Below are 25,671 nucleotides of genomic sequence, written 5' to 3'. Positions count from 1 at the left end.
GTCGTGCGTCAGGGCAGCGGGATCCGCACGACCTGCGGGTCGTGGTCGCTCAGCTGGGTGCTGAACTCGCTGTTGATGTGCACAATGTCGTAGCTGTACGGCTTCGCCGCCAGCGCGCCGGAGATGAGGATGTGGTCCAGCACCTGGGAGTTGCCCTCGTACACGTAGGTGTAGCGCTCGGGCAGCGGCAGGGTGCGCGGCAGGTCGGTCAGCGAGCCGCCGGCGGTGAGGATGTCGGCGGTCTGCGAGAACTCGAAGTCGTTGAGGTCGCCGAGCACGATGACCGCCGCGTTCGGGTCCACCGCCAGGATCTGGTCGGTGAAGCTCTTCACCGCCGTCGCCTGGTTGTGGCGCTGGGTCTCGGACGGGTGCGCGGGCGGCTGGTAGCGGCCGAACAGGGGCTGGTCGCCGCCCTTGGAGTTGAAGTGGTTGGCGATCACGAAGACCGGCTTGCCGTTCCAGCGGAACTCACCGGCGAGCGGCTTGCGGCTGGAGTTGAACGCCGTGTTGGTCGGGTCGATCCGGCCGGGGGAGTAGGCGAGTTGGGGCGTGCCGCCGTTGTTGACCACCGAGTCGGCGGTGGTGGAGCCGGCGCCGGGGCGGTCGGTGAAGCTCAGGCCGCGGTCGGTGCGGAACAGGAACACCTGGCGGATGTTGCCGCCGGGCTGGCCGCCGTCCTGGCCGTCCACCGGGTCGATCTGGCGGTAGGAGTAGGCCGGGCCGCCGGCCGCCGAGATGGCGGCGGTGAGCTTGGCGAGGGTCTGGTCGGGGGCGGTGGTGCCGTCGTCGGTGGGGCCGCTGTTGTCCTGGATCTCCTCCAGGGCGACGAGGTCGGGCGAGCGCAGGTTGGTGACGATGCCCGCCGCGAGGCCGTCGAACTTGCTCTGCGGGTCGGCGGGGGAGAGGTTCTCCACGTTGAACGTGGCGGCGGCGAGCTGGCCGGCCGTCGGCGCGGCGGTGACCTCGGGGGCGAGGTTGCCGGAGGTGACCGCCGGGGTCGCGGTGACCTGGAGCTTGAAGTTGCCGAAGGAGTAGTCGAGCACGCCGACGGTCGCGCCGGTCAGGGTGTCGCCGACGTTGGCGGTCGGGGTGGGCGCGAGCGCGTTCGCCAGGGTCACCCGCTCCGGGTTGCCGTCGTTCGCCTGGAGCAGGATGCCGCCCCGGTTGGTGCGGGTGGTGCTGCCCTGGGGCACGACGGGGAGGTCGCCGTACTTGTTGCTGGGGCCGACCACGGCCGCGTTGTCGATCTCGACCCGCATGCCCTCCAGCGAGGCCCAGAAGTCGATGCCGTCGGTGGCGGGTTGGTAGTTCCCGGCGGTCTCGACGTCCCCGCCGGCGACGCTGGAGATCACCGCCGCCGGGGGCACCCGCCCGCCGGGGCCGACCAGGGTGGGCGCGGGCAGCGGCGCGTTGTGGGCGAGCACCGTGACGCTGGGCGCGGTGAGTTCGGTGATCGACAGGTTGGTGGTGCCGCCGCTGCCGCCGGGGCGGTACTGGCTGACGGTGGCGGTCACCGTGACGGAGTCGCCGACCGCGACGGTGGGCGCGCCGGCGGTGTAGACGTAGACGCCCTCGCTGGTGCCGGGGTCGTTGTCGGGCTGCGGGTCCTGGTACCAGAAGCCGTTGGGCCCGACGGCGGTGACCACGCCGGGCACCGCGCTCACGGCGCTGCCGGCCAGCGGGGAGGTGCGGGCCGCGCCCTGGATGTCGTGTATTCGGGCGCCGGTGGTGGTGCCGCCGCCGGTGGACGCGGAGTTGCGCGGCGTCGGGGCGCCGATGGTGAAGTCCGCCGCGTTGTTGTCGGTGTCGGTGGCGCCGCCGCCGACGCGCAGGGCGGCGGTGGAGTTGGAGAGGTTGCCGGTCGGCGAGCCCTCGGCGGAGCTGGCGCTCGACCCGTAGCCGACCAGGTCCTTCACCCCGGGCTGCGTCGCGCAGCCCGAACCGCAGGTCAGCGCGGTGCCGTTGGTGACCAGCGCGACCTTGCCGGAGGTCGCGGCCAGGTTGAGGGTCCCGGTGGCGTCGGGCGTCGGCAGCGCCGCGCCCGCCCCGGCCCCGGCGGCCTCCTGCACCAGGAGGAAACGCCCCGGCGCGATCGTGCCGGACAGCGTGGTCCGCCCCCAGGACGTGCCGCCCGCCGAGGCGTACTGCACCGTCCAGCCGGTCACGGACACCGGCGCGGTGCCGCGGTTGTACAGCTCGATGAAGTCGTTGGCGTACGGGGCGCCGGAGTTGCCGCCCCCGCCGTACACCTGGCTGATCACCACGTCGGGTGACGCCGCCTGGGCGACGCCGCCGGGCAGCGCGAGCAGCGCCCCCACCACGGCTGCGGCGGACGCCCCCGCCATCGCTCTGCGCCGGACTCGCTGGGTACTCCGCATGAGCTTCCTCCTGACGGCCGCTCGGGCTGGTGGGCCCGGCGGTCTGAACACGGACAAGAAAGTTCGGGCGCTGCGGTTCTAGCAACGCCACCCGATCCCTACCGTGCGCGGCGGGCGACGGCCAGATGTACGGCGGAAGAATGGTTCGTGAGGCGACAAGTGGGAAGCGGGGTTCCGGGCAGGCCCGGCGGGACGCGTTGTCAGTGCCGGGCCTTAGGTTGGGGGTTGTCGGTGAGCAGGGCCGCGAACAGGCCCCGCCTCCCGTCTCCGTTGCCCGAAAACCCGAAAGGGGACTTCGTCGTGTCCGTCGCCGTGGAAGAGCAGGTCACCTACCTCGAACTGTCCGAGGAGGAGGGGAGCGCGCACAAGTTCTACGAGGTGCGCCTCGCCGGCAGTACGGTGACGGTCCGCTACGGGCGGATCGGCGAGGAGGGGCAGGCCAAGTCGACCAGCTTCCCGAGCGCCGAGAAGGCCGCCGCGTCGGCGGCCAAGAAGATCGGCGAGAAGGTCCGCAAGGGCTACGCGCCGGCCGTCCAGGGCGTGCGCCAGCGCCGGGCGGTGACCAGGCGGCAGCTCGTCAGCACCCGTTCGACGGCGAACCAGGCGCCGCTGCTGTGGCGCTTCCGCTCCGGCTCGCCGGCCTTCGGCGTCTTCGTCGGCGAGGAGCACGCCTGGGTCGGCAACGAGCGCGGCGACGTCTACACCCTCACCCACGACGGCGAGGTCACCGCCCGGTTCGGCCTGCCGGACGGCGTCAAGTGCATCGTCGCCGACGACTGGTGGATCTACGCGGGCTGCGACGACGGCAAGGTGTACGACCTGGGCGGCAAGGTCCCCCGGGTGGCGTACGAGATAGCCGAGGACGTGGACATCTTCTGGCTCGACATCCACGACGGCGTCCTGGGCGTCGCCGACGAACGCGGCGGGCTGACCACCGTCGACCACGAGGACGAGTTCCAGTGGCGCCGCAAGGCCGAGGGCCGCTCCGGCTGGATGGTGCGCTGCGACGCGGACGGCGTCTACCACGGCCACTCGCGCGGCGTCGCCCGCTACGCGGCGCGCGGCGGCGACCAGCTGTGGCACACCGCGACGAAGGGCGAGGTGCTGTTCGGCTGGCAGGAGGCCGACGAGGTGTTCGCCGGCACCGGGCGCGGCTGGGTGCACCGGCTGCGCAAGTCCGACGGCTCCGAGGTCGCCGCCTACCGCTGCGACGCCGCCGTGTTCTCCTGCGCGGCCTCCCCGGACGGCGAGTACGTCTTCGCCGGGGACAACCACTCCTCGGTGTACTGCTTCGCCGCCGACGGCACCCGGCTGTGGAAGCTCGCCACGGGCTGCGGCTCGGCGTACAGCATGCAGTACCGGGACGGCCGGCTCTACCTGGTGACGACCGACGGCTCGCTCGCCTGCCTGGACGCGAGCGAGCAGGCCGTCCGGGCGGCCGAGGCCGGGTCCCTGCCGGCCACCGCCGAGGTGCGCAACGCGGGCTGGGAGGCGGTGCGGCCGGGCACGGCCCTGGAGACGGTGGCCGTCGGCACCGGCGGCCTGCCCGGCGGCGGGATCGAGGTCGAGTGCGTGCAGGACGGAGCCCGGCTGCGGGTGCGAGTGGTGTCGGCGGGCTTCGACCAGGGCCGGCGGGTGCAGTTCCCGAAGGACATCCGGGTCGCCGGGGCGCGGTACCTGGTCGCCGAGGTGCGGGAGTCCGCCTCGGGCGGCTTCTACCGGGCGCGCGGCGAGATCAAGCGCCTGCTCTGAGCGCTCCCGGTGCGGCGGCGGCGGACGCCCCGTCGCCGCCGCGCCGGGCCCGGCTCGGGCCGGAGTTCAGCTCAGCCGCAGCACCAGCTTGCCGGTGTTCTCCCCGCGGAAGAGCATCCCGAGGACCGCCGGGAAGTCGTCCACCGTCCCCTCCACCACGTGCTCCTTGACCTTGATCCGGCCGTCCGCGATCCAGCCCGCGAGCTCCCGGGCCGCCTCCGGGTAGCGGGGCGCGTAGTCGAACACCACGAAGCCCTCCATCCGGGCCCGCCGCACCAGCAGTGACAGGTAGTTGGACGGGCCCTGCACGGCGGTCTCGTTGTTGTACTGGCTGATCGCGCCGCAGAGCACCACCCGGGCGTGCATCGCGAGCCGGGTCAGCGCGGCGTCCAGGACGTCCCCGCCGACGTTGTCGAAGTACACGTCGATGCCGTCGGGCGCGTGGTCGCGCAGCGCCTTGCGGACGTCCTCGGAGCGGTAGTCGATCGCCGCGTCGAAGCCCAGTTCCCCGGTGAGCAGCGCGCACTTCTCGGGGCCGCCCGCGATGCCGACCACCCGGCAGCCCTTGATCCTGGCGATCTGTCCGACCAGGCTGCCGACGGCCCCGGCGGCGCCGGAGACCACCACGGTCTCGCCCTCCTTGAGCGCCCCGACGTCCAGCAGCCCGAAGTAGGCGGTCATCCCGGGCATGCCGAGCGCGCCGAGGTACGTCGACAGCGGCGCGAGCGCGGGGTCGACCTTCAGCGCGCCCTTGCCGTCCGAGACCGCGTACTCCTGGACGCCGAAGCTGCCGACCACGTGGTCGCCGACGCGGAACTTCGGGTGGTCGGACTCGACGACCTCGACCACGGACCCGGCCCGCATCACCTCGCCCAGCCCGACCGGCGGCAGGTAGGACGGGCGGTCGTCCAGCCACCCGCGCATCGCCGGGTCCAGCGACACGTACCGCGTCCGCCCCACGAACTGCCCGGGCCCGGCCGCCGGCACCGGCTCCGCCCCGTGGGCCCAGTCCTCCGCCCGCACCTCCCCGACCGGCCGACGGGCGAGGCGGATCTGACGGTTGGTCGCGGTCATGACGTCTCCTGGGGGCGCGCGCGGGCCTGCACTGGACGCCCGAGTCTAAGCAAGCGCTTAGTCATCTGACCAGTGCCCGCCCGGCGCGTCGACGTCGGCGGCCCGGCCGGTCGTGGGCGCCGAGGAGTGCGCGCGCCTCGTCGAACAGGCCCGGGCCGCGCGCAGCCGGCCGCCGGGTCGGCTGCGCCCGGTCAGCCGTGCCCGGTCGAGGGCTGCCAGCCGAGGGCGGGGCCGAGGCGGGTGGCGAGGTCGGTGAGGATCTGCACGTAGTCCTGGTGGTCGAAGGTGAAGGGCAGGGCGAAGGCGACCTCGTCGACCTCCTGGTAGCCGGCGTGGGCGTGCAGCCGCTCGGCGATCTCCTCGGACGGGCCGACCAGGTCGGGGGCGAACACCATCCGGGCCGGGCCCTGCGGGGCGAGGGTGCGCGGGGTGCGGGCGAGGGCGTACGCCTGGTACTTGGCGCGCTGTTCGGGGGTGGCGCCGTCGGTGGGGATGACGACGAGGCCCTGGGAGACGCGGGCGCGCTCGCCGTCGGGGTGCTCGGTGCGGAAGGCGCGGATCTGGGTGCGTTGGATCTCGGCGAAGTCCTCGGACTCCCCGGGCTCCCCGGCCTTGACGATGCTGCTGGTGAGCAGGTTGAGCCCGTGCTCGCCGGCCCAGCGGGCGGAGCGCAGGCTGCCGGCGCCGTACCAGAGCCGGGAGGCGAGGCCGGGGGAGTGCGGCTGGACCCGGCGGGAGTACACCTCGATGCCCTCGGTGCCGGCGAAGTCGGAGGCGGGTTCGCCGCGGACGAGGCCGAGGAGGCGCTCGGCGCGGCCGGTCCCGAAGTCCTCGTGCTCGCCGGTGTCGGGGTGGAGCGCGCCGCGGACCCGGTCGTAGTGGGTGGGTGGGCCGACGCTGAAGCCGGGGTTGAGGCGGCCGCCGGACAGGATGTCGACGGTGGCGAGGTCCTCGGCGAGGCGCAGCGGGTTCTCCCAGCCGAGCGGGGTGACGGCGGTGCCGAGGTGGATGCGGCTGGTGCGCTGGGAGGCGGCGGCGAGGACGGCGACGGGGGAGGAGATCCCGTACTGGAGGTGGCGGTGGCGCAGCCAGGCGCTGTCGAAGCCGAGCTGCTCGCCGAGGGTGATGAGGTCGAGGGTGGACTCGTGGCCCCGGCGCGGGTCGGCCTCGTCGAACAGTCCGATGGTCAGGAAGCCGAGTTTCCGCAGCGGTCGTGGGGTCGGCGGCATGGTGGGTGGCTCCGGGTGGTGTGAGGCGGCCCCCGGGAGGGCCGGGCGGGTGGTGCCCGTCGAACGTACGCAGGCGGCTCGCGTCCTCACAAGATCGGCGCGGGATCGGACATCGGCGCGCAACACGGCGCAATCCCGCCTCAACACCGGCCCGGTACGGGGCGCGGCGGGCCCCCTCCCCCGACGGGGGCCCGCCGCGTGTCCGGGAGGGTCAGCAGCTGCGCAGTTCCGGGCTCTGGTTGCGGATCTGGTTGTGCAGCGAGGTGAACTCGCGGTAGGCGTCGCCGTCCTCGGTGCCGGGGCGGAAGGCGCCGACGCGGTGGCAGTTGACGAAGGCGAGCTTGACGCCGAAGTGGTCCTCCAGGCTGCCGCGGATGGCGTTGCTGGCGAGCGCGCGCAGCAGCTGGGCGCGCTCCTCGTCGGTGGGCGTGGTGTTGTCGGTGGTGAACTCGTCCTCGGTGGCGCTGAGTTCGGTGCTGAGACCGGCGACGACCTGGTAGGCGTAGGGGAGGGAGGCGCGCACGGTGTCGAGGAAGTCGGCCTGGTTGACCCGGCCGTGCTCGGCCTGGGCGAGGAGGGCGGGGGAGACGTCGAGCGACATGGGTGTCCTCTTTCGCGGAGTCTGGTTATCGAAGATGAAAACCATTGCAAGATGGACTGTCGGTGATGTCCGGACGCCCTGTCAAGCGCCGTCCCCCGAAGGGCTGACGGGCGGCGCCTGCCGGTCGGTCCTGATGACGAACAGGGCGATCAGCGCCGCGAGCACGGCGAAGGCCAGGCCCATGTCGAACGCCCGGGAGATGCCGTGCGCCAGCACCTCGGAGGAGTACGGCGCCGGCAGCTTTCCGGTGGCCCGGAACTGCGCCGCCTGCTGCGGGGTGGCCTGCCGCAGGAAGGCGCCGACCTGCCGGCCGGCCTCGCTGCGGCTGGCCGCGCCGTAGACCGTGACCAGGATCGACAGCCCCAGCGAGCCGCCCACCTGCTGGGTGGTGTTGAGCATGCCGGTGGCCGCGCCGGTCTCGTGCGGGGCGACCCGGGAGACCACCGTCAGCGTGGCCGGGACGAAGATCGAGCCCATCCCGAGGCCGAACAGCAGGGTCGGGCCGAGGACGCCGGTCAGGTAGCCGCTGTGGGCGTCGAGCCGGGTGGACCAGAGGGCCCCGCCCGCCACCAGCAGCGAGCCCACCACCAGGAACGGCCTGCGCCCGTACCGCAGCTGGTTGCGGGCGGCGAACTGGGCGGCCGCGACGCTCGCGGCGCTGATCGGCAGGAAGGCGAGGCCGGCCCGCAGCGGGCTGAACCCGAGGACGTCCTGCACGAACAGGGTCATGAAGAAGAAGATGCTGAACATGGTCGCGGCCACGCAGAGCAGCAGCCCGTAGGCGCCGGAGCGGTTGCGGTCGCGGAACAGGTGCAGCGGGGTGATCGGCTGCGGCGCCCGCCGTTCGTGGAACAGGAAGGCCGCCAGCAGCAGCACGGCCAGGCCGAACGAGGTGACCGTCACGGGGTCGGTCCAGCCGTGGTCGGAGGCCCGGATGAAGCCGAAGACCAGCGAGACCATGCCCGCGGTGGCGGCGAACGCGCCGGTCAGGTCGAAGCGTCCGGGGTGCCGCTCGGACTCGTTGATGTAGAGCGGCGCCAGCAGCGCGATCGCGATGCCGATCGGCACGTTGACGAACAGCACCCACCGCCAGGACAGCCAGGAGGTCAGGATCCCGCCGGCGAGCAGGCCGACGGCGCCGCCCGCCCCCGCGACGGCCGAGTACACGCCGAAGGCGCGGTTGCGGGTCGGGCCCTCCGGGAAGTTGGTCGCGATCAGGGCGAGCGCGGTCGGCGAGGCGATCGCCGCGCCCAGGCCCTGGAGTGCGCGCGCGGCCAGCAGCCAGCCGGAGGACTGTGCGACGCCGCCGAGCAGCGAGGCGAGGCTGAAGATCAGGACCCCGGCGACGAACACGCGCCGGCGCCCGAGGATGTCGCCCATCCGCCCGCCCAGCAGCAGGAGCCCGCCGAAGGCGAGGGTGTAGGCGTTGACGACCCAGGACAGGTCGGTGGTGTTGAACCTCAGCGCCTGCTGGATGTGCGGCAGGGCGATGTTCACGATCGTGACGTCGAGGACCACCATGAGCTGGGTGGCCGCGATGACGGTGAGGGCTGTCCCCGGGTGCTGGCCGCGTCGCGCGGGTGCGGGCGGCGCCGGGGCCAGGGCGCGCGAGGTGACCATGGCAGGTCCCCCAATGACTCGGGAGCGAATGACGGTGAGGGGGCGGGTCCGTCGAATGACACCGGCAGTATCCCCGGGGTATAGGGAACACAATCGTTCATTACCGACAACCGGCTGATTCCGGACCCGTACCACCACTCCTCCGGGTGTGGTGCGGCGGCGGAAAACCCGGGGCACGGCCCGCCGCGGTCGTGCCAGGATGCTCGGCATGTCTGCTCGTGCACTGAGCTTCGGCGCGATCGCCGAAGCCTACGAACGTTTCCGGCCGGGGTACCCCGACGAACTCTTCGACACGGTGGCGGCGTACGCGGGCCGGCCGGTGCGGACCGCCCTGGAGATCGGCGCGGGCACCGGAAAGGCGACCCGGCTGTTCGCCGGGCACGGGGTCGACGTCACGGCGACGGAGCCCGACGCGGCCATGCTCGCCGAACTGCGCAGGACGGCGCCCCCCGGCGTGCGGACCGTCCGGGCCGCGTTCGAGGACCTGCGGCCGGGCGGGACGTACGGGCTGGTCTACGCGGCGGCGGCCCTGCACTGGACGCGCCCGGAGGGCCGGTGGTCGCGGGTGGCCGAACTGCTGGAGCCGGACGGCGTGTTCGCCAACTTCGGCGGTCCGTTCCAGCCGGCCGACCCGGCCGTCGAGGAGGCCGTGCGGGCGGCCCGGGCGCCGTTCCTGGAGAGCGACGACGTCCCGTCCCCGGACGGAACCGCTCCCGAGGAGGAACTGCATTGGCCGGGAACGGAGTTGGAGCGGTCCGGGCTGTTCCGTGACGTCCGGCAGTCCGTCATCCGGCGGCGCCTGCTGGTGAGCGCCCCGTACTACCTCGGCCACCTGTCGACCGTCTCGGCGTACCTCCAACTGCCGCCGCCGAGGCGGAGGCAGGCCTTCGACGCGATCGCTCGGGTGCTGCCCGGGACGGTCGAGGTCGCGGCCGACGTCACCGTCCATCTCGCGCGCCGGTGATCCGGGCGGCCGGGGCGCCGGCTGTGACGTCGAACAGCGGTGCCCGGCCCGCCGCTGTCGCGGCCGACCGGGCACCGTGGGGGAGGAGCGGGGATCAGCCTGTCTCGGTGAGGCTCTTCATGTCCTCGTAGCTCATACCGAGCTTGCTGAACACCTGCTGCTGCTCCAGGGGCAGGCCGAGGCCCTTCAGCTCCTCGGCCTGGGCCGGGGTCAGGGGCTTGCCGGGGGTGAGCGCCGGGGTGGTCGGGGCGGTGCCGCCCTTGCCGCCGCTGGCGGCGCCGGAGGTGAGGAGGCTGAGCATCGCGTTCTGGATGTCGTCGCTGGTCAGCGCGGTGGCGTCGGCGGGGGCCTCGACGGTCGGGGCGTTCTGGTTGAAGGCGAGCTTCACCGGGAAGTTGACGCCCGGTCCGGCCTTCGCCTCCAGCTGGGCGAGGTCGAAGGTGGCGGCGGAGAGCTTGCCGTCCTTCAGGTAGAGGTCGGCGCCGACCTTGTCCTCGCGCACGGTGCTCGGGACGGAGGTGGGGAGCTTCCCGAACTGCTGGGGGAGCTTGGCGGCCAGCGGCTTGAGGGCCTTCAGCAGTTCGTCGGCCAGCTGGCGGCCCGGGGCGCTCATCCAGATGTGCTCGGCGCCGTCCTTCTTGCCCTTGTCCTCGAAGGTGACGGTGCGGGACAGCACGTCCTTGAGGGAGTTGGTCAGCTGCTTGGCCGACTCCGGGTCCAGCGTGGGCTGCCCGCTCGGGGTGGCCTTGGCGCCGTCGGACTTCTTGGTGTCGTCGGCGAGCTTCTGCAGGTCGAAGGAGACCCACTTGCCGGCCAGCACGTCCTTGACCGGCTTCAGTTCGGCGGGCATGCCGCTGCTGATGGCGTCGACCTGCGAGGGGTCCTCGCCGACCAGCTTCACCAGGCCCTTGGCGTCGGCCCGCAGGAACGCCTTGGCGTCGACCTGGCGGTACTCCAGCAGCGCGGTGCCCTTCCGGTCGGAGAGCACGTAGGACAGGCGCACCGACTTGTCGAGCGTCAGGTCCTTGTCGGCGCCGTTGCTTTGCGCGTTCTTGAAGGTGTCGAGGTCCTTCAGCGGCTTGTCGGCGGATATCGCGACGGAGAAGTTCAGCCCGGACACGGCGTCGGCGCTCTTCGGGTCGACCTTGTCGCCGGTGGCCGCGCCGAAGGCGGTGATCTGCTCGGGGGTCGCGTCCACGGAGAACGTGAGGCCGGCGGCCTTGCCCTCGCCGACCTTGGTGAAGGCCTTGGACACCTTCTGCGCGGCGGACAGCTGCTCGACGGTGCCGCAGGCGGCCAGGCCGGCGGCGAGCACGGATGCGGTGACGGCGACGGGAACGGTTCCGCGCGCGGCCCGGCGAATGGCGGTGTTGATGGTACGTCTCCTGTGTAACGGGGCCTGGCCGCATGGCCAGACCAGTCCCTCCCCGGTGGCGTCAAGCGCCACAGTGTTTACACATTTGATCACATCATCGGCAAGAGGGTGGTCGATTATTTTCCGGGGGAGGCGCGGCTCAGCGGGCACCGGGGATGACGTCGTCGAAACGGGGTGCGCCGGGCTCGTACGGCACCCGCGCGGCTCGCGCGGCGAAGCTGACGGCGTGGTACCAGCCGCACAGCAGGAGCAGGTCGAGCAACTGGTCGTCGTCGAAGAGCGGTGTGAGTCGCGCCCACAGCGCGTCGTCGATGTCGGAGTCGGCGTGCAGCGCGTCGACGGCGAGGACGAGCAGCCGTTCCCGCTCGGACGTCCAGCACGCGTCGGCGGCTCCGCCGTGGACCAGTGACGCCGTCTGCTCGCGGGTGAGGCCGACCCGCTCGGCGAAGGACATCACGTGGACGCCCCACTCGTACTCGCAGCCGCACAGCGCGCACGTCCGGTCGATGACGATCTCGCGCTCGCGCATGGTCAGGCTCAGCTGCCGGCCCAGCTCGTAGCGGCCCCACCCGTGCATGGCGTCGGCCATCGGCGGGTTCCTGGCGAACAGGCGGAACAGTCCGATCGGCGCGGCTCCCTCGGGCATCATGCGCGCGAGTCGTGCGGCGGTCCGGTCGGTGTACGGCGGCTCCAGCGGGGCTATCCGCGGCATGGGCTCTCCCGTTGCGCTCGTTCCGGATGTTTCGGAATCAGAAACAGCAAGGGGGATGTTAATGTTTCGAATAACGAAACACAAGGGGAGTCGTGCCGACACCACGCCCGGGGGAGCCGGTCCGCGGCTCGACGACCGGCCGGCCGATCATGGCCGCGATGGACCTCTTCGGACGCCGCTGGGCCCTGCGCCTCCTCTGGGAGCTGCGCGCCGGCCCGCTCGGGGCCCGCGCCCTGCTCGCACGGTGCGACGGCCTGTCGTCGAGCGTCCTCTACCAGCGGCTCCGTGAGCTCACGTCGGGCGGCCTCATCGCCCCGTCGGCCGACGGCTATCGGCTCACCCGGCTGGGAGAAGCCCTCGGCCACGCCCTGCGCCCGCTCGACGCGTGGGCGGTCGCCTGGGCACAGGAGCAGGAGCAGGAGCAGGAGCAGGAGCAGGGCGAGGGCGAGGGCGAGGGCGGAGATGGCGGTGGCGGCCGGCCCGGACAGCCGGGCTGACCGCCACCGCGGGCGGGCTCCGGTGCTCAGCCCCGGCCGAGGCGCAACGCGGTGTCGATCAGCGGGACGTGGCTGAAGGCCTGCGGGAAGTTGCCGACCTGGCGCTTGAGCCGCGGGTCCCACTCCTCCGCCAGGAGCCCGAGGTCGTTGCGGATGGACAGCAGCTTGTCGAACAGCTGGTGCGCCTCGTCCGTCCGGCCGATCATCGCCAGGGCGTCGGCCAGCCAGAACGAGCAGGCCAGGAAGGCGCCTTCGTCGCCCGGCAGGCCGTCCACCCCGCCGCTCGTGGGGTAGCGCAGCACGAAGCCGTCCTCGGTGGACAGCTCGCGCTGGATCGCCTCGACGGTGCCGATGACGCGCTTGTCGTCCGGCGGCAGGAAGCCTACCTGGGGGATGAGCAGCAGCGAGGCGTCCAGCTCCTGCGAGCCGTAGGACTGGGTGAAGGTGTTGCGGTCCGGGTCGTAGCCGTGGGTGCAGACGTCCTCGTGGATGGTGTCGCGCAGCGCGCGCCAGCGCTCCAGCGGCCCCTCGCAGTCGGTCTGCTCCAGCAGTTGGACCGTCCGGTCGACGGCGACCCAGGCCATCACCTTGGAGTGGACGAAGTGCCGGCGCGGGCCGCGGACCTCCCAGATGCCCTCGTCCGGCTCCTGCCAGTGGTCCTCCAGCCAGGAGATCAGCCGCAGTTGCAGCAGGTGGGCGTGGTCGTTGCGGGCCAGGCCGGTGTGCTGGGCGAGGTGCAGGGCCTCGACGACCTCGCCGTAGACGTCGAGTTGCAGCTGCCCGGCGGCGCCGTTGCCGATCCGGACGGGGCGGGAGCCCTCGTAGCCGGGCAGCCAGTCGAGTTCGGTCTCCACCAGCTCCCGTTCGCCGGCGATGCCGTACATGATCTGGAGGTTCTCCGGGTCGCCGGCGACGGCGCGCAGCAGCCACTCGCGCCAGGCCTTGGCCTCGTCGCGGTAGCCGGTGCGCAGCAGCGAGGAGAGCGTGATGGTGGCGTCGCGCAGCCAGGTGTAGCGGTAGTCCCAGTTGCGGACGCCGCCGATGTCCTCGGGCAGCGAGGTGGTGGGGGCGGCGACGATGCCGCCGGTGGGGGCGTAGGTGAGGCCCTTGAGGGTGATCAGGGAGCGGATCACGGCCTCGCGGTAGGGGCCCTGGTAGGTGCACTGGGCGGCCCAGTCGCGCCAGAACTCCTCGGTGGCGGCGAGTGCCTGCTCGGCGTCCGGCCGGTCGGGCGCGCCGAGGTGGGAGGCCTGCCAGGTGAGGGCGAAGGCGATCCGCTCGCCGGCGGTGACGGTGAAGTCGGCGTAGGTGGTCAGGTCGCGGCCGTAGGTCTCGGACTCGCCGTCCAGCCACACCGAGTCGGGCCCGGCCACGGCGACCGTACGGGATCCCGCGCCGTCCGTGACCTTGTGCACCCAGGGCACGACGCGCCCGTACGAGAAGCGCATCCGCAGGGCCGAGCGCATCCGGACGGTGCCGGAGACGCCCTCGACGATCCGGATCAGCTGCGGGGCCGCCGTGCCGCGCGGCGGCATGAAGTCGATCACCCGGACGGTGCCCCCGGCGGTGTCCCACTCCTGTTCCAGGATCAGGGAATCGCCCCGGTAGCGCCGCCGGTGGGCGGGCGGGGCGTCACCGGGGGCGATCCGCCAGAAGCCGTGCTCGTCCGTGCCCAGCAGGCCGGCGAAGACGGCCGGGGAGTCGAAGCGGGGCAGGCACAGCCAGTCGACGGCGCCGTCCCTGCCGACCAGGGCGGCGGTCTGCATGTCGCCGATCAGCGCGTAGTCCTCGATACGGGCGGGCACGTGGTTCTCCAAGAAGGGTTCACAGGAAGGTTCGGCAGAGGGGGGGTGTACCGGCCGGGCCGGGCTCACTCCTTGAGCGAGCCCGAGTTGGCGCCGCGCACGAAGTGGCGCTGGAAGCAGAAGAACAGGATCGCCACCGGGAGGGTGGAGACCAGCGCCGCCGCCAGCTTGAGCGGGTACTGCGTCCCGGAGCCGAGGCCGCCGGAGACGAAGTGCGCCAGGCCGGTGGTGAGGGTGTCGTGCTCGCTGGACTGGGTGGAGACCAGGAAGTGCGTGAACTCGTTCCAGGAGCCCTGGAAGGAGAGCACGGTGAGCGTGATCAGCGAGGGCCGGGACATCGGCAGGACGACGGACCAGAAGATCCGGAACGTCCCGGCGCCGTCGATCCGCGCCGCCTCCTCGATCTCGCGCGGCACCGACTCGAAGAACTGCTTCATGATGAAGATCCCGGCGGCGTCGACCAGCAGCGGCAGGATCATGCCGCTGTAGCTGTCGAACATGCCGAAGCTCTTCAGCACCAGGAACTTCGGGATCAGCAGCACCACGCCCGGCACCGCCATCACGGCCAGCACGAAGGCGAACAGCAGCCGGCGGCCCGGGAACCTGATCCGGGCCAGCGCGTAGCCCGCCATCGAGTCGAACAGCACCCGGCCGGCCGTCACCAGGACGGTCACCACCACGCTGTTGCCCAGCCAGCGCAGGAACGGGATGTTCTCGACGCCCTCCGCCAGGCCGAACAGGCGCCGGTAGGAGGCCAGGGTGCCGCCGTCGGGCAGCACCGACATCGGGTGGGCGGCCGCGTCCGGGTCGGTCTTGAAGCTGTTCACCAGTTGCAGCACGAACGGCAGCAGGTAGAGCAGCGCGAAGCCGAGCAGGACGGTGTACCCGAGGATCCGCAGCGGCCGGGGGAAGCGGCCGAGGATCGGCTTGTCCACGGTGGCCTTGCGGTCAGCGTGCGGCACGGCGGGCTCCCTTCGGGCTGCGGCGGGGCTTGCCGTCCCGCTCCCGCAGGACCCACCGTTGGACGGCGGTGAGCAGCAGGATCAGGCCGAGCAGGACGAACGCGATGGCGGCGCCCTGCCCGAAGTCGGCGTTGTCGAAGCCGGCCGAGTAGGACAGGTAGGCGGGCGTCAGGGTGGTGTTGCCGGGCGCGCCCTTGCCCATCACGTACACCTGGTCGAAGACCTGCCAGGTGGAGATCAGGCCGAGGGTCAGCACCAGGAACAGGACGGGCCGCAGCGCGGGCAGGGTGACGTGGCGCAGCAGCTGGCGGCGGTTGACGCCGTCGAGCGCGGCGGCCTCCTCCAGTTCGCGCGGGATGTCCTGGAGGGCGGCGAGGAAGATCAGCATGAAGGTGCCGGAGGTGGTCCACACCGCCATCAGGATCAGCGTGCACATCGCGACCGAGGGCCCGGCGAACCACTCCGACCAGGACAGTCCGAGCGGCCCGCCGGTGCCCGGGGCGGGCTGGTCCAGGCCGAACCAGCCGAGCACCAGCCAGATCACCCCGCGCGGGTCGGCGAACCAGTTCGGCCCCTTGACCCCGAGCCAGCCCAGCATCCGGTTGACGGCGCCGCTGCCCTGGAAGAGGAACAGGAAGACCGTCGAGATCGCGATCGAGCTGGTGACGGACGGGAAGTAGAACACCGTGCGCAGGGCGCCCCGGCCGCGCAGCATCCGCTGGTTGACCAGGATGGCGAGCAGCAGCGCCAGGACCGTCTGCAGCGGCACCGTCAGCAGGACGTAATACAGCGTGTTGCGCATCGAGGTGGCGAACAGCGTGCGGTCCAGGCCGTCCTCGGCGAACAGCCGGCGGTAGTTGTCCAGGCCGATGAAGTCCGCGCTGCCGCTGAACGGGTTGGACTGGCCGTCCCAGTGCAGCAGGCTGACCCACAGGGCCATCCCGATCGGCAGGACCATGAAGAGGCCGAGGACCAGGACCATGGGGCCGGCGAACAGCCAGCCCCATGCTCCCTCGCGCAGGCTGCGCCGGCGTATCGTGCCGGTGGAGCTGTTACTTGGCATTCTTGATGGCCTGCTCGCCGTTGCGCTGGAGGGTGCCCAGGATGGCCGCCGGGTCGCCCGTCTTCAGCGACTGGAGGTCGGTGTTGAACTGGGTGAGCACCTTGGTGAACCCGGCGATGGTGACCGGCGCCTGGGCGTTGGCGACGCCGTCGACCCAGGCCTTGGACTCGGGGTACTTCTGGGCGTAGGCGCTCAGCGCGCTGGTGCGCGAGGGCATCACGCCGAAGGCCTGGGCGAACTCCAGCTGCTGGTCGGCGGAGGCGAGGTGCTTGACCAGGTCGACCCCGGCCGCCTGGTGCTGGCTCTTGGCGGCGATGCCCCAGCAGTTGCTGAAGGCGAGGGTGCCGGGGCCGGCCGGGCCGGCGGGCAGCGGGAGCACCTTGTACTGGACGTTCGGGTAGTCCTTGGCCATCGCGCCCTTGAGCCAGTTGCCCTCGATGGTCATCGCGGCCTTGCCCTTGCCGAGCGCCTCGCCGCCCCAGCCGGCGTCCACCTCGGCGACGTACTTGGCCGAGCCGGCCTTCATCATCGACTGCACGTACTCCAGCGCCTGCTTGTTGGCCGGGCTGTCGGCGGTCATCGCGGTCTGCTCGGGGTTGGTGATCCAGCCGCCGGCCTCCTTCAGCAGGGCGCCGAGCCGCTGGTAGTCGGGGGCGGTCACCAGGCCGGTCACGCCGTCCTTGGTGAGCTTGGCGGCGTCGTCGGAGAGCTGCTGCCAGCTGGTCGGGTAGTCGGCCTCGGTCAGGCCGGCCTGCTGCCACAGCGTGGTGTTGATCGCCAGGCCCAGGGTGGAGGTGTCCTTGGGCAGGCAGGTGAGCTTGCCGTCGTAGCTGAAGGCCTTGCGCAGCGGCTCGGAGAAGTCGGCGGCGTCCGGGATCTGGTCGCCGTAGGCGTACAGCGAGCCGCCCTTGGCGTAGTTCGCGAACTGGTCGGAGTTGACGTAGAAGAGGTCCGGCGGGGTGCCGCCGGCGAAGGCCTGGCCGAGCTGCTGGTTGATGTCGCTGGCGATCTGCACGGTGACGGTGTTGCCGGTCTTCTTGGCCCAGTCGGCCGTGGCGGCCTTGACCGCGGCCGTCTCGGACTCGCCGGAGGTGGCGATCAGCACCGTCAGGCTCTGGTTGCCGCCGGAGGACTGCTTGGCCGGTGAGTCGCCGAAGCCGCCGGAGGAGGAGCAGCCGGTGACGGCGCCGAGGGCGACGGCCGTGCAGACGGCTGCCGCGGCGAGGGTGCGGGAGGTGGCCATGCGGGATCTCCTTGCGAGGGTGGGTGGGGGGAGTGAGCGGAGATGGTTCGGGGGAGTGGCGGTCAGACGCTTTCGCGCAGGACCAGCGCCGGTTCCAGGAGCACGTGTTCGGTCGGCCGGTGGTGGTCGCCGAGGCGTTCCAGCAGCAGCCGCATGCACTCGCGGCCGACCGCGTCGAGCGGTTGGGCGAGGCTGGACAGCGACGGGAACAGCAGGGGGGCGATCGGCGAGTCGTCGAAGCCGATGACGGCCGCGTCCGGGCCGGGGGTGCGGCCGTCGCGGCGCAGCGCCTGGTACCAGCCGAGCGCCAGGGTGTCGCTGGCGGTCACGACCGCGGTCGCGCCGGTCGCGAGCAGCCGTTCGGCGGCCTCGGTGGCGCTCGCCCGGTCGTCCGGGCTCTCGGCCCGGCGGCCCCGGGCGGGCAGGCCCAGTTCGCGCATCGCGCTCTGCCAGCCGCGGGCGCGGTCGTCGCCGACGCCGGAGCCCTTCGGCCAGCCGAGGAAGCCGATCTTGCGGTGGCCGAGCCCGGCCAGGTGGCGCACGGCGGCCGAAGTCCCGGCGGAGCCGTCGACGTCGACCCAGTCGCCGACGTCCCGGCCGGACCAGGTGCGGCCGAAGGCGACGTAGGGGACGCCGCGTTCGTGCAGCCAGCCCTGGCGGCGGTCGCCGCGGTCGGTGCCGCTGAGGACGAAGCCGTCCGCGCCGTGCTCGTCGAGCAGCCGCTGGTAGCTGGTGAGTTCGTCGTCCCCGGGGGCGACGGCGAACAGCACCACCCGGTAGCCGGCCTGGTCGGCGGCCTCGGAGAGCGAGTGCAGGAACTGGTCCAGGACCGGGGTCGGGACGCCGGTGCTGCTGGAGCGGATGCCGTAGCCGATCAGCCGGCTGGCCCTGGTCTTGAGCGCCTGCGCGGCCCGGTGCGGGCGGTAGCCGAGCTCGTCGATCGCGCGCTGGACCCGCTCCAGCGTCTGCGGGCGCAGCAGCTCGGGCGAGTTGATCGCGTTGGACACCGTCTGACGGCCCACGCCGGCCCGGGCGGCGACCATTTCCAGGGTCACGGCGGACCCTGTCCTGGGCCGGGGCGATGAGTGTGCATGCATGACGGCGATCCTAGGTTCTGTCTTCATTGACAAGATCTTGGAGCGTTCCAATACGGGGTTCCATCTTCCCCACCAGGGGGGTTAATGTCTTGGAACGCTCCAATGGCAGAAAGGTTGCGCCCGAGTGGAAGCAACTGTCAAGCCCTAAAACGAGGATGAAGAGACCATGTCAGCGATCGCCCTGCAGCCGTTCCTGCACGACGCCCAGCTCTCCGTGGCCGCCCCGAGCTTCTGTGCCTCGCGCCCGGACGGTCGGATCGGCGAAGGCGCGGACGGCTTCTACCACGGGGACCGCCGGATCCTCTCCCGCCTGGAGGCCGGCGTCGCCGGGATCCCCAACGCCCCCGTCGCCACCGCGCACGGCGAGGACGGGCGCACCACCTTCGTCACCGTGCTGCGCGGCCTCGCCGAACTCACCCCCGACCCGGCCGTCACCCTGGAACGCCGCCGGGAGCTGCACCCCGGCCGCCTCGTCGAGCGCTACACCGTCCGCAACGCGGGCGACCTCACCGCCCGCCTGCGCCTGGACCTGCGCGCGGAGAGCGACTTCGCCGCGATGGACTCCGTCAAGGCCGGCCGCGCCACCCAGGCCCTCACGCCCACCGCCGGCCCGAACGGCCTGCGCTGGAGCCAGGGCCCGCTCAGCGCCGCCCTCACCGTCGAGCCGGCGCCCGACCACCTCGCCGCCGACACCGGCACCCTGGGCTTCGACCTCGAACTCGCCCCCGGCCAGAGCTGGCAGGCCGTCCTGGAGTGCACCGCCGAGCACCGCGACGGCGACCTCTTCCCCGCCCCGGCCGCCGACGCCGCCCCGTGGCGCACCCCCGGGATCACCGGCCGCGACCACCACCTCGCGCACTGGATCGCCCGCTCCCACCAGGACCTGCGCGGCCTCCTGCTCACCGACCCGCTGGACCCCGCCGACCACTTCCTCGGCGCCGGGGCCCCCTGGTTCCTCACCCTGTTCGGCCGCGACTCCCTCTGGGCGGCCCGGATGATGCTCCCGCTCGGCACCGAACTCGCCGCCGGCACGCTGCGCACCCTGGCCCGCCGCCAGGGCCGCGCCCTCGATCCGGCCACCGAGGAGCAGCCTGGCAAGATCCTCCACGAGGTCCGCCGCGACGAGCAGCACCTTGACAACGGCTCCCACCTGCCGCCCTGCTACTTCGGCACGGCCGACGCCACCCCGCTGTGGCTCACCCTGCTGCACGACGCCTGGCGCTGGGGCATGCCCGAGGACGAGGTCGAAGACCTGCTGCCGCACGCCGAGGCCGCCCTCGCCTGGCTGGCCGACCACGCCGACGCGGACGGCGACGGCTTCCTGGAGTACGTCGACAGCTCCGGCAAGGGGCTCTCCAACCAGGGCTGGAAGGACTCCTCCGACAGCATCCGCTTCCGCGACGGCCGGATCGCCGACGCCCCCATCGCGCTCAGCGAGGTCCAGGCCTACGCCTACGAGGCCGCCGTGGCCTCGGCCGCCCTGCTGGAGGCCTTCGGCCGGCCCGGCGCCGACCGCTGGCGGCAGTGGGCGGAGGAGCTGCGGCTGCGCTTCCGCGACCGGTTCTGGACCGAGGACGCGCACGGCCCGTACCCGGTGGTCGCCCTGGACGGCGGCAAGCGCAAGGTCGACTCGGTCGCCTCCAACATGGGCCACCTGCTCGGCACCGGCCTGCTCGACCCGCAGGAGAGCGCCCTGGTCGCCGGCCGGCTCACCGCCCCCGGCATGGACAGCGGCTTCGGGCTGCGCACCCTGGACGCCGCCGCGGCCGGCTTCAACCCGCTCGGCTACCACACCGGTTCGGTCTGGCCGCACGACAGCGCCATCGCCGTCCACGGCCTCGCCCGCGCCGGGCTGCACGAGGCCGCCGCGCCGCTGGCCGCCGGCCTGGTCCGCGCGGCGGCGGCCTTCGAGCACCGCCTGCCCGAACTCTTCGGCGGCCACCCGCGCGCCGAGGTCGCCCGCCCCGTCCCCTACCCGGCCTCCTGCCGTCCGCAGGCCTGGGCCGCCGCCGCCTCCGTCCAGGTGGTGCAGGCACTGCTCGGCCTGGAGGCCGACGCCCCCAACCGCCGGCTCCGGGTGCGCGCCCAACTCCCGGCCGGCTACGAGTCGCTGACGTTCACCGGCCTGACGGTGGCCGGCCTGCCGATCGAGGTGTCCACCGACCACACCGGAGCCGTCGAGCTGCGCGCCCCGCAGGGCTTCACCGTCACCACGGACCGTTGACGCGAACCCCGCCGGCCGCGCCCGGCCGGCGGGGAACAGGCCGTCCGGGCGCGGGCGCGGGCCGGGTCAGCCGCGTTGCACGGTGAACTGGTCCACGGCGGTGCCGTCCTCGGTGATCGAGCGCACCGCCATGCGGGCCGGCTTGCCGGCGGCGGCGGGCGTCACGTCGACCGCCACCAGGCAGTAACCGGTGTAACGGACCCTGGACCAGCTGACCTTGACGGTCTGGTTGTGGCCGCTCGGATCGGCGACCACCATCGGGACGGGGGAGTCGTTCTTCGTCTCGTGCCCGAGGTAGGTGTCGGGGACGGGGAAGGAGTAGACCCCGCCGCCACCGCCGCCCGCGACGACGTACGTGGTGCCGTCCTTCAGCGGATTGACGGTGTCTCCGGAGGCGACCTTGCGGGTGGGCTTGCCGGAGCGGATGGGGTCGGTCCGCTCGTAGACGTGGTTGTGGCCGCTGAGCACCAGGTCCACCTGGTACTTGTCGAACAGCGGGGCCCAGTCCTGCTGCGCGCCGAGTTCGGCCCCGTTGTCGTGGCAGGTGGAGTACGTGCACTGGTGCAGGTAGACGACGACGAAGTCGATGGTGGTGTCGGCGCGGAGCGCGGCGAGCCGGCTCTCCAGCCACTTCTTCTGCTTGCCCTTGGTGTAGTTCAGGTTGGCCGCGGTGTTGTAGCAGATGTCGTTGCCGTCGAGGCTGATCAGGCCGACGTTCTGGCAGCGCCAGGAGTAGATGCCGGTGGACTGCGCCCAGGCGTTGTCGGGCATCGTGAACCGGGCGCGGATGCCCCCGTAGCCGTCGGCGCCGTACCAGGCCTCCATCTCGTGGTTGCCGATCGCCATCATCCACGGGGTCCGGGAGGCGACGGGTTCGTTCTGCACGAAGAAGGAGTCCCACAGGCGGGCGTCGTAGGGGTCGCTGGTCTTGCCGCTGCCGCCGCTGTTGGCGTACGAGAGGTCGCCCATGTGGAGGTGGAAGGCGGGGTCGAGGCCGGCGATCAGGTTGGCGGTGGCGGCCGCGTTGTACCCGACGCCCTGGTCGCCGAAGGCCGTGAAGGTGAACCCGGTGCCGCGGTCGGGTGCGGGCGCGGTGCGGAAGCTCGCCACGTCGCCGAGCAGGGCGCGCTGCCCCGCGGGGTCGTAGCCCTGGTGGCCGACGACGTAGTAGTACGTGGTGTCCGGGATCAGCTGGTCCACCTGCGCGTGCAGGTAGTACTGGGTGACGGTGGTGGGCTTGACCAGGGGCTGGTCCTCGACCGGGTGCTGCCAGGACAGCTTGCTGACCAGGGTGCGGACCTCGGCGGCGATCGGGGAGCCCAAGTCGCCGGGCTGGAGGCCGATCCGGACGAAGGGGGCGGTCACCGCGCCCGGCACCTGCCAGGAGACGACGACCTGTCGGGAGGGATCGGCCCCGAAGGCCAGGTGCCGGCCGAAGGGGCGCAGCGCGGCCCCGGCGGTCCGGTCGCTGCGGGGTGCGGGGAGGGTCGGGGTGTCGAGGGCGGTCGGGCGGGGGGCGGCCTGGGCGGTGCCGGGCAGCAGGAGGCTGCCCGCGGCGAGGGCGGCACCGCCCGCCGCGCTCACTCGCAGGAGGTCGCGCCGGGAGTGCCGTGAGGTCTCGGACATGACATTAAGTTAGGAAACATCACTAACCTTTGACAAGAGGGCGGACGCCTGCGGATTCGGCCGCACCGCACGCCAGTTGGCGGCGTACCGGGTGCGGGGGCGCCGCCGGGCGGGCGATCCGCTCGTGGAGCCGATCGGCGTAACCCCGCCCGCGCGTCGCGGGCCCGGCACCGACGGGCGCCTACCGTGGGCGAATGACCGATCATCAGACCGCGCGACCCGCCATGGGCCGGGCGGGCTACCTCGGGGCGGCCGCCGGCTTCGCCGTCTGCATGGCGGGCACCACCCTGCCCACCCCGCTGTACGGGCTGTACCAGGAACAGATCGGCTTCTCCGAACTGATGGTGACGCTCGTCTTCGCCGTCTACGCCTTCGGCGTCATCGGCGTCCTGCTGCTCGTCGGCAACGTCTCCGACTCCGTCGGACGCCGGCCCGTCCTGCTCTGCGGACTCGCGCTCGCCGCCTGCAGCGCCGTCGCCTTCCTGGCCGAAGGCGGCCTCCCGCTGCTGGCCCTGGGTCGCCTGCTGTCCGGCCTGTCCGCGGGCCTGTTCACCGGCACCGCCACCGCGTACGTCCTGGAGCTCGCCCCACCCGGACACCAGGCCCGCGCGGGCTTCGTCGCGACCGCCGCCAACATCGGCGGCCTGGGCTGCGGACCGGTGCTGTCGGGGCTGCTCGCCGAGTACACGACCCACCCCCTGACCCTGCCGTTCGCCGTGCACCTGGTGCTGCTCGCCGCCTCCTTCACCGTCACCTGGCTCCTGCCGGAGACCGTCACCGGCGCCCGCCCGCTGCGCACCGCCCGGCCGCGCCGGCCGTCCCTGCCGCCGGAGGTCCGCGGGGTGTTCGTCCCGGCCGGCCTCGCCGCGTTCGCGGGCTTCTCCCTGCTGGGCGTCTTCACCTCCGTCAGCCCGGCCTTCCTCTCCCAGCGGCTGGGCGTCCACAGCCCGGCCGTCGTCGGCCTGATCGTCTGCACGGCCTTCTTCGCCTCGACCCTCGGCCAGCTCGTGGTGCCCCGGCTGGGCACCGTCCGGGCGATCCCGATCGGCTGCCTGGTGCTGATCGCCGGGCTGGCCCTGATGGCGGGCTCCCTCGCCTGGACGGCCCTGCCGCTGCTGGTGCTCAGCGCCCTGGTGGGCGGCGCCGGCCAGGGCATGGGCCTGCGCGGCGCCGTCGGCGAGATCGCCGCCGCGGCTCCCGCCGAGCACCGCGGCGGCGCCCTGTCGGCGCTCTTCGTGGTCGCCTACTTCGGCATCTCGATCCCGGTGATCGGCATCGGCCTGCTCACCGGGCCGATCGGCCTGGCCCACGCCGGCCTGGTCTTCACCGCCTGCATGGCCCTGCTCGCCGCCGTCTCCGGCGCCTACCTGCTGCGCCGGGCCCGCGCCGGCTCCTGAACCGGCTCCTGAACCGGCCGCGGCCCGGCGGCGCCCGCGCGCTTCCAGGCGCTCTCGCGCAGCAGCCGCAGGCCGTTGAGGCCGACGATGACGGTCGAGCCCTCGTGGCCGAGGACGCCGAGCGGCAGGGGCAGGGTGGCGACCAGGTCCCACACGACCAGGCCGGAGATGAACACCGAAGCGATCACCAGGTTCTGGACGACCAGCCGCCGGGCCGCCCGGGACAGCGCGATCACCGTGGGGACGGTCGCGAGTTCGTCGCGGACGACGACCGCGTCGGCGGTCTCCAGCGCCAGGTCGGAGCCCGCCCGGCCCATCGCGATGCCGGTGTGGGCGGCGGCGAGGGCGGGGGCGTCGTTGACGCCGTCGCCGATCACCAGCACCTTGCGCCCGGCCCGCTCCTGCTCCTGGACGGCGGCGACCTTGTCCTGGGGGAGCAGCCCCGCGCGGACGTCGGTGATGCCGACCTCGGCGGCGAGGCGGGCGGCGGCGCGCGGGTTGTCGCCGGTCAGCAGCACCGGGGCGGCGCCGGTCAGGGCCGCCAGGGCGGTGACGGTGGCGGCGGCGTCGGGGCGCAGGCGGTCGGCGATGCCGAGCACGCCGACCGGGACGCCGTCGCGCTGGACCAGGACGGCGGTGCGCCCGTCGCGCTCCAGCTCCTCGGCGATGGCGAGGGCCGCGGCCGAGGCGGTGGCGGTGGCGGTGGTGGTGGCCTCCGCCGCGGTGGAGGGCGCGTCGGCGGCGCCGTCGAGGAGCCGGGCGGGGGCGCCGACCGCGATGACGGCACCGGAGACGGTGGCGGTCACCCCGATGCCGGGGGTGGAGGCGAAGCCCTCGGCGACGGGCAGGTCGAGGCCGCGCCGGCGGGCGGCGTCGACCACCGCGCGGGCCAGCGGGTGTTCGCTGGGGTGCTCGGCGGCGGCCGCCAGGGCCAGCAGTCCGTCCTCGTCCAGGCCGCTGCCGGCGAGGGGGAGGAGGTCGGTGATCCGGGGGGTGCCCTCGGTGAGGGTGCCGGTCTTGTCCAGCGCGACCGCGTCGACCTGCCCGAGCCGCTCCATCACGACGGCGGACTTCACCAGGACGCCGTGGCGGCCGGCGTTGGCGATCGCGGACAGCAGCGGTGGCATGGTGGCCAGCACCACGGCGCAGGGCGAGGCGACGATCATGAAGGTCATCGCCCGCAGCAGCGAGCCGGTCACGGCGGCGCCCAGCGCCAGCGGGACCAGGAAGACGGCGAGGGTCGCGAAGACCATGCCCAGGGAGTAGCGCTGCTCGACCCGCTCGATGAACAGCTGGGTGGGGGCCTTGGTCTCCGAGGCCTCCTCGACCATGGCGACGATCCGGGCGATCACCGAGTCGGAGGCGTCGCGCTCGACCTTCACCCGCAGGGCGCCGGTGCCGTTCAGGGTGCCGGCGAAGACCTCGTCGCCCTGCTGCTTGGCGGCCGGCAGCGGCTCGCCGGTGATGGTGGCCTGGTCGACCTCGCTCGCGCCGTCCAGGACGCGGCCGTCGGCGCCGACGCGCTCGCCGGGGCGGATCAGGATGGTGTCGCCGACCACCAGGTCCTCGGTGGCGACGGTCTCCTCGCCGCCGCCGTCCAGCAGGCGGGTGGCGGTGGTGGGGGCGAGGTCGAGCAGGCCGCGCACCGAGTCCTGGGTGCGGGCGGTGGCCAGCGCCTCCAGCGCGCCCGAGGTGGCGAAGATGACGATCAGCAGCGCGCCGTCCATCACCTGCCCGATCGAGGCCGCGCCGATCGCGGCGACGATCATCAGCAGGTCGACGTCGAGGGTCTTCTCGCGCAGCGCCTGGAGGCCGGCCCAGCCGGGCTCCCAGCCGCCGGTGACGTAGGCGATCGCGTACAGCGGCCCCCAGGCCCAGGCCGGGGCGCCGGTCAGCTGGAGCGGCAGGGCGGTCAGGAAGGCGACGGTCGCGGCGGCGGCCCAGCGGGCCTCGGCCAGCGCGAAGACGCGCGTACGGCGCTTGGGGGCGGCGCCGCCGCGCGGGGCTGCGGCGGCTGGGCGCTCGGTGAGGGTTGCGGACATGGCTGTGGTG

19 protein-coding genes are annotated in these 25,671 nt (G+C 73.0%); 5 read left to right on the top strand and 14 right to left on the bottom strand.

What is annotated here, in order from left to right; translation table 11 throughout:
* Nucleotides 1-8: 8 nt before the first annotated feature.
* Complete coding sequence (locus ACFVTF_RS29345) at nucleotides 9-2,378, bottom strand: lamin tail domain-containing protein (RefSeq protein WP_387817402.1); 2,370 nt, start codon at nucleotides 2,376-2,378, stop codon at nucleotides 9-11.
* 300 nt (nucleotides 2,379-2,678) lie between these two features.
* Here ACFVTF_RS29345 and ACFVTF_RS29340 point away from each other — a divergent pair, with 300 nt between their 5' ends.
* Nucleotides 2,679-4,130, top strand: coding sequence for a WGR domain-containing protein (locus tag ACFVTF_RS29340; protein ID WP_371515476.1), 1,452 nt, complete (start codon nucleotides 2,679-2,681; stop codon nucleotides 4,128-4,130).
* A gap of 66 nt (nucleotides 4,131-4,196) precedes the next feature.
* On the opposite strand, the gene ACFVTF_RS29335 is transcribed toward ACFVTF_RS29340, so the two are convergent.
* From ACFVTF_RS29335 to ACFVTF_RS29320, 4 genes are all read right to left on the bottom strand, one after another.
* Nucleotides 4,197-5,204, bottom strand: a complete 1,008-nt coding sequence (locus ACFVTF_RS29335; protein WP_387817401.1) for an NADP-dependent oxidoreductase — start codon at nucleotides 5,202-5,204, stop codon at nucleotides 4,197-4,199.
* A gap of 191 nt (nucleotides 5,205-5,395) precedes the next feature.
* Nucleotides 5,396-6,433 carry an LLM class flavin-dependent oxidoreductase gene (locus tag ACFVTF_RS29330; protein WP_387817399.1) on the bottom strand — a complete coding sequence of 346 codons (1,038 nt, stop codon included), beginning with the start codon at nucleotides 6,431-6,433 and terminating at the stop codon, nucleotides 5,396-5,398.
* Nucleotides 6,434-6,644: 211 nt separating this feature from the next.
* The gene (locus tag ACFVTF_RS29325; RefSeq protein ID WP_063345914.1) at nucleotides 6,645-7,034 is read right to left on the bottom strand and encodes an SCO5389 family protein; all 390 of its coding nucleotides are present in this window, start codon (nucleotides 7,032-7,034) and stop codon (nucleotides 6,645-6,647) included.
* Between the two features lie 81 nt (nucleotides 7,035-7,115).
* Entirely contained in the window at nucleotides 7,116-8,654 is a 1,539-nt protein-coding gene (locus ACFVTF_RS29320; RefSeq protein WP_387817398.1) for an MFS transporter, read from the bottom strand.
* A gap of 208 nt (nucleotides 8,655-8,862) precedes the next feature.
* Here ACFVTF_RS29320 and ACFVTF_RS29315 point away from each other — a divergent pair, with 208 nt between their 5' ends.
* Entirely contained in the window at nucleotides 8,863-9,618 is a 756-nt protein-coding gene (locus ACFVTF_RS29315; protein WP_387817397.1) for a class I SAM-dependent methyltransferase, read from the top strand.
* A 94-nt stretch (nucleotides 9,619-9,712) separates the two neighbouring features.
* Here the strand turns inward: ACFVTF_RS29315 and ACFVTF_RS29310 are convergent, their stop codons facing one another.
* Both ACFVTF_RS29310 and ACFVTF_RS29305 read right to left on the bottom strand, forming a co-directional pair.
* Nucleotides 9,713-10,933, bottom strand: a complete 1,221-nt coding sequence (locus ACFVTF_RS29310) for a hypothetical protein (RefSeq protein WP_387817395.1) — start codon at nucleotides 10,931-10,933, stop codon at nucleotides 9,713-9,715.
* Between the two features lie 199 nt (nucleotides 10,934-11,132).
* Nucleotides 11,133-11,705, bottom strand: a complete 573-nt coding sequence (locus ACFVTF_RS29305) for a carboxymuconolactone decarboxylase family protein (protein WP_387817394.1) — start codon at nucleotides 11,703-11,705, stop codon at nucleotides 11,133-11,135.
* A gap of 149 nt (nucleotides 11,706-11,854) precedes the next feature.
* Between ACFVTF_RS29305 and ACFVTF_RS29300 the strand changes: the two genes are divergently transcribed.
* Nucleotides 11,855-12,202, top strand: a complete 348-nt coding sequence (locus tag ACFVTF_RS29300) for a winged helix-turn-helix transcriptional regulator (RefSeq protein WP_387817429.1) — start codon at nucleotides 11,855-11,857, stop codon at nucleotides 12,200-12,202.
* A gap of 26 nt (nucleotides 12,203-12,228) precedes the next feature.
* Here ACFVTF_RS29300 and ACFVTF_RS29295 read toward each other — a convergent pair whose 3' ends face one another.
* The 5 genes from ACFVTF_RS29295 to ACFVTF_RS29275 form a co-directional block, all read right to left on the bottom strand.
* A complete protein-coding gene (locus ACFVTF_RS29295; RefSeq protein ID WP_387817393.1) occupies nucleotides 12,229-14,007 on the bottom strand; it encodes a glycoside hydrolase family 15 protein in 1,779 nt (592 codons plus the stop codon).
* 65 nt (nucleotides 14,008-14,072) lie between these two features.
* A complete protein-coding gene (locus tag ACFVTF_RS29290; RefSeq protein WP_387817392.1) occupies nucleotides 14,073-14,969 on the bottom strand; it encodes a carbohydrate ABC transporter permease in 897 nt (298 codons plus the stop codon).
* Nucleotides 14,956-16,032 carry a carbohydrate ABC transporter permease gene (locus ACFVTF_RS29285; RefSeq protein WP_371515467.1) on the bottom strand — a complete coding sequence of 359 codons (1,077 nt, stop codon included), beginning with the start codon at nucleotides 16,030-16,032 and terminating at the stop codon, nucleotides 14,956-14,958. The genes ACFVTF_RS29290 and ACFVTF_RS29285 overlap by 14 nt, the downstream gene beginning before the upstream one ends.
* Nucleotides 16,022-17,275, bottom strand: a complete 1,254-nt coding sequence (locus tag ACFVTF_RS29280) for an extracellular solute-binding protein (protein WP_387817391.1) — start codon at nucleotides 17,273-17,275, stop codon at nucleotides 16,022-16,024. Before ACFVTF_RS29280 ends, ACFVTF_RS29285 begins: the two co-directional genes overlap by 11 nt.
* 62 nt (nucleotides 17,276-17,337) lie before the next feature.
* Nucleotides 17,338-18,330 (bottom strand): LacI family DNA-binding transcriptional regulator, encoded by a 993-nt coding sequence (locus ACFVTF_RS29275; RefSeq protein ID WP_371515465.1) that lies wholly within the window; start codon nucleotides 18,328-18,330, stop codon nucleotides 17,338-17,340.
* A gap of 208 nt (nucleotides 18,331-18,538) precedes the next feature.
* Here ACFVTF_RS29275 and ACFVTF_RS29270 point away from each other — a divergent pair, with 208 nt between their 5' ends.
* The gene (locus tag ACFVTF_RS29270) at nucleotides 18,539-20,596 is read left to right on the top strand and encodes a glycogen debranching N-terminal domain-containing protein (protein ID WP_387817390.1); all 2,058 of its coding nucleotides are present in this window, start codon (nucleotides 18,539-18,541) and stop codon (nucleotides 20,594-20,596) included.
* 66 nt (nucleotides 20,597-20,662) lie between these two features.
* Here ACFVTF_RS29270 and ACFVTF_RS29265 read toward each other — a convergent pair whose 3' ends face one another.
* Nucleotides 20,663-22,222, bottom strand: a complete 1,560-nt coding sequence (locus ACFVTF_RS29265) for a purple acid phosphatase family protein (RefSeq protein ID WP_387817389.1) — start codon at nucleotides 22,220-22,222, stop codon at nucleotides 20,663-20,665.
* Between the two features lie 194 nt (nucleotides 22,223-22,416).
* Here ACFVTF_RS29265 and ACFVTF_RS29260 point away from each other — a divergent pair, with 194 nt between their 5' ends.
* Complete coding sequence (locus ACFVTF_RS29260; RefSeq protein WP_387817388.1) at nucleotides 22,417-23,619, top strand: MFS transporter; 1,203 nt, start codon at nucleotides 22,417-22,419, stop codon at nucleotides 23,617-23,619.
* On the opposite strand, the gene ACFVTF_RS29255 is transcribed toward ACFVTF_RS29260, so the two are convergent.
* The gene (locus tag ACFVTF_RS29255; protein ID WP_387817387.1) at nucleotides 23,586-25,661 is read right to left on the bottom strand and encodes a heavy metal translocating P-type ATPase; all 2,076 of its coding nucleotides are present in this window, start codon (nucleotides 25,659-25,661) and stop codon (nucleotides 23,586-23,588) included. The genes ACFVTF_RS29260 and ACFVTF_RS29255 overlap by 34 nt on opposite strands.
* Between the last annotated feature and the right edge of the window lie 10 nt (nucleotides 25,662-25,671).

This window comes from Kitasatospora sp. NPDC057940 (assembly GCF_042887425.1).
In the GTDB taxonomy this organism is placed as follows: Bacteria; Actinomycetota; Actinomycetes; order Streptomycetales; family Streptomycetaceae; genus Kitasatospora.
This window is presented reverse-complemented; position numbering and strand designations above follow the sequence as displayed.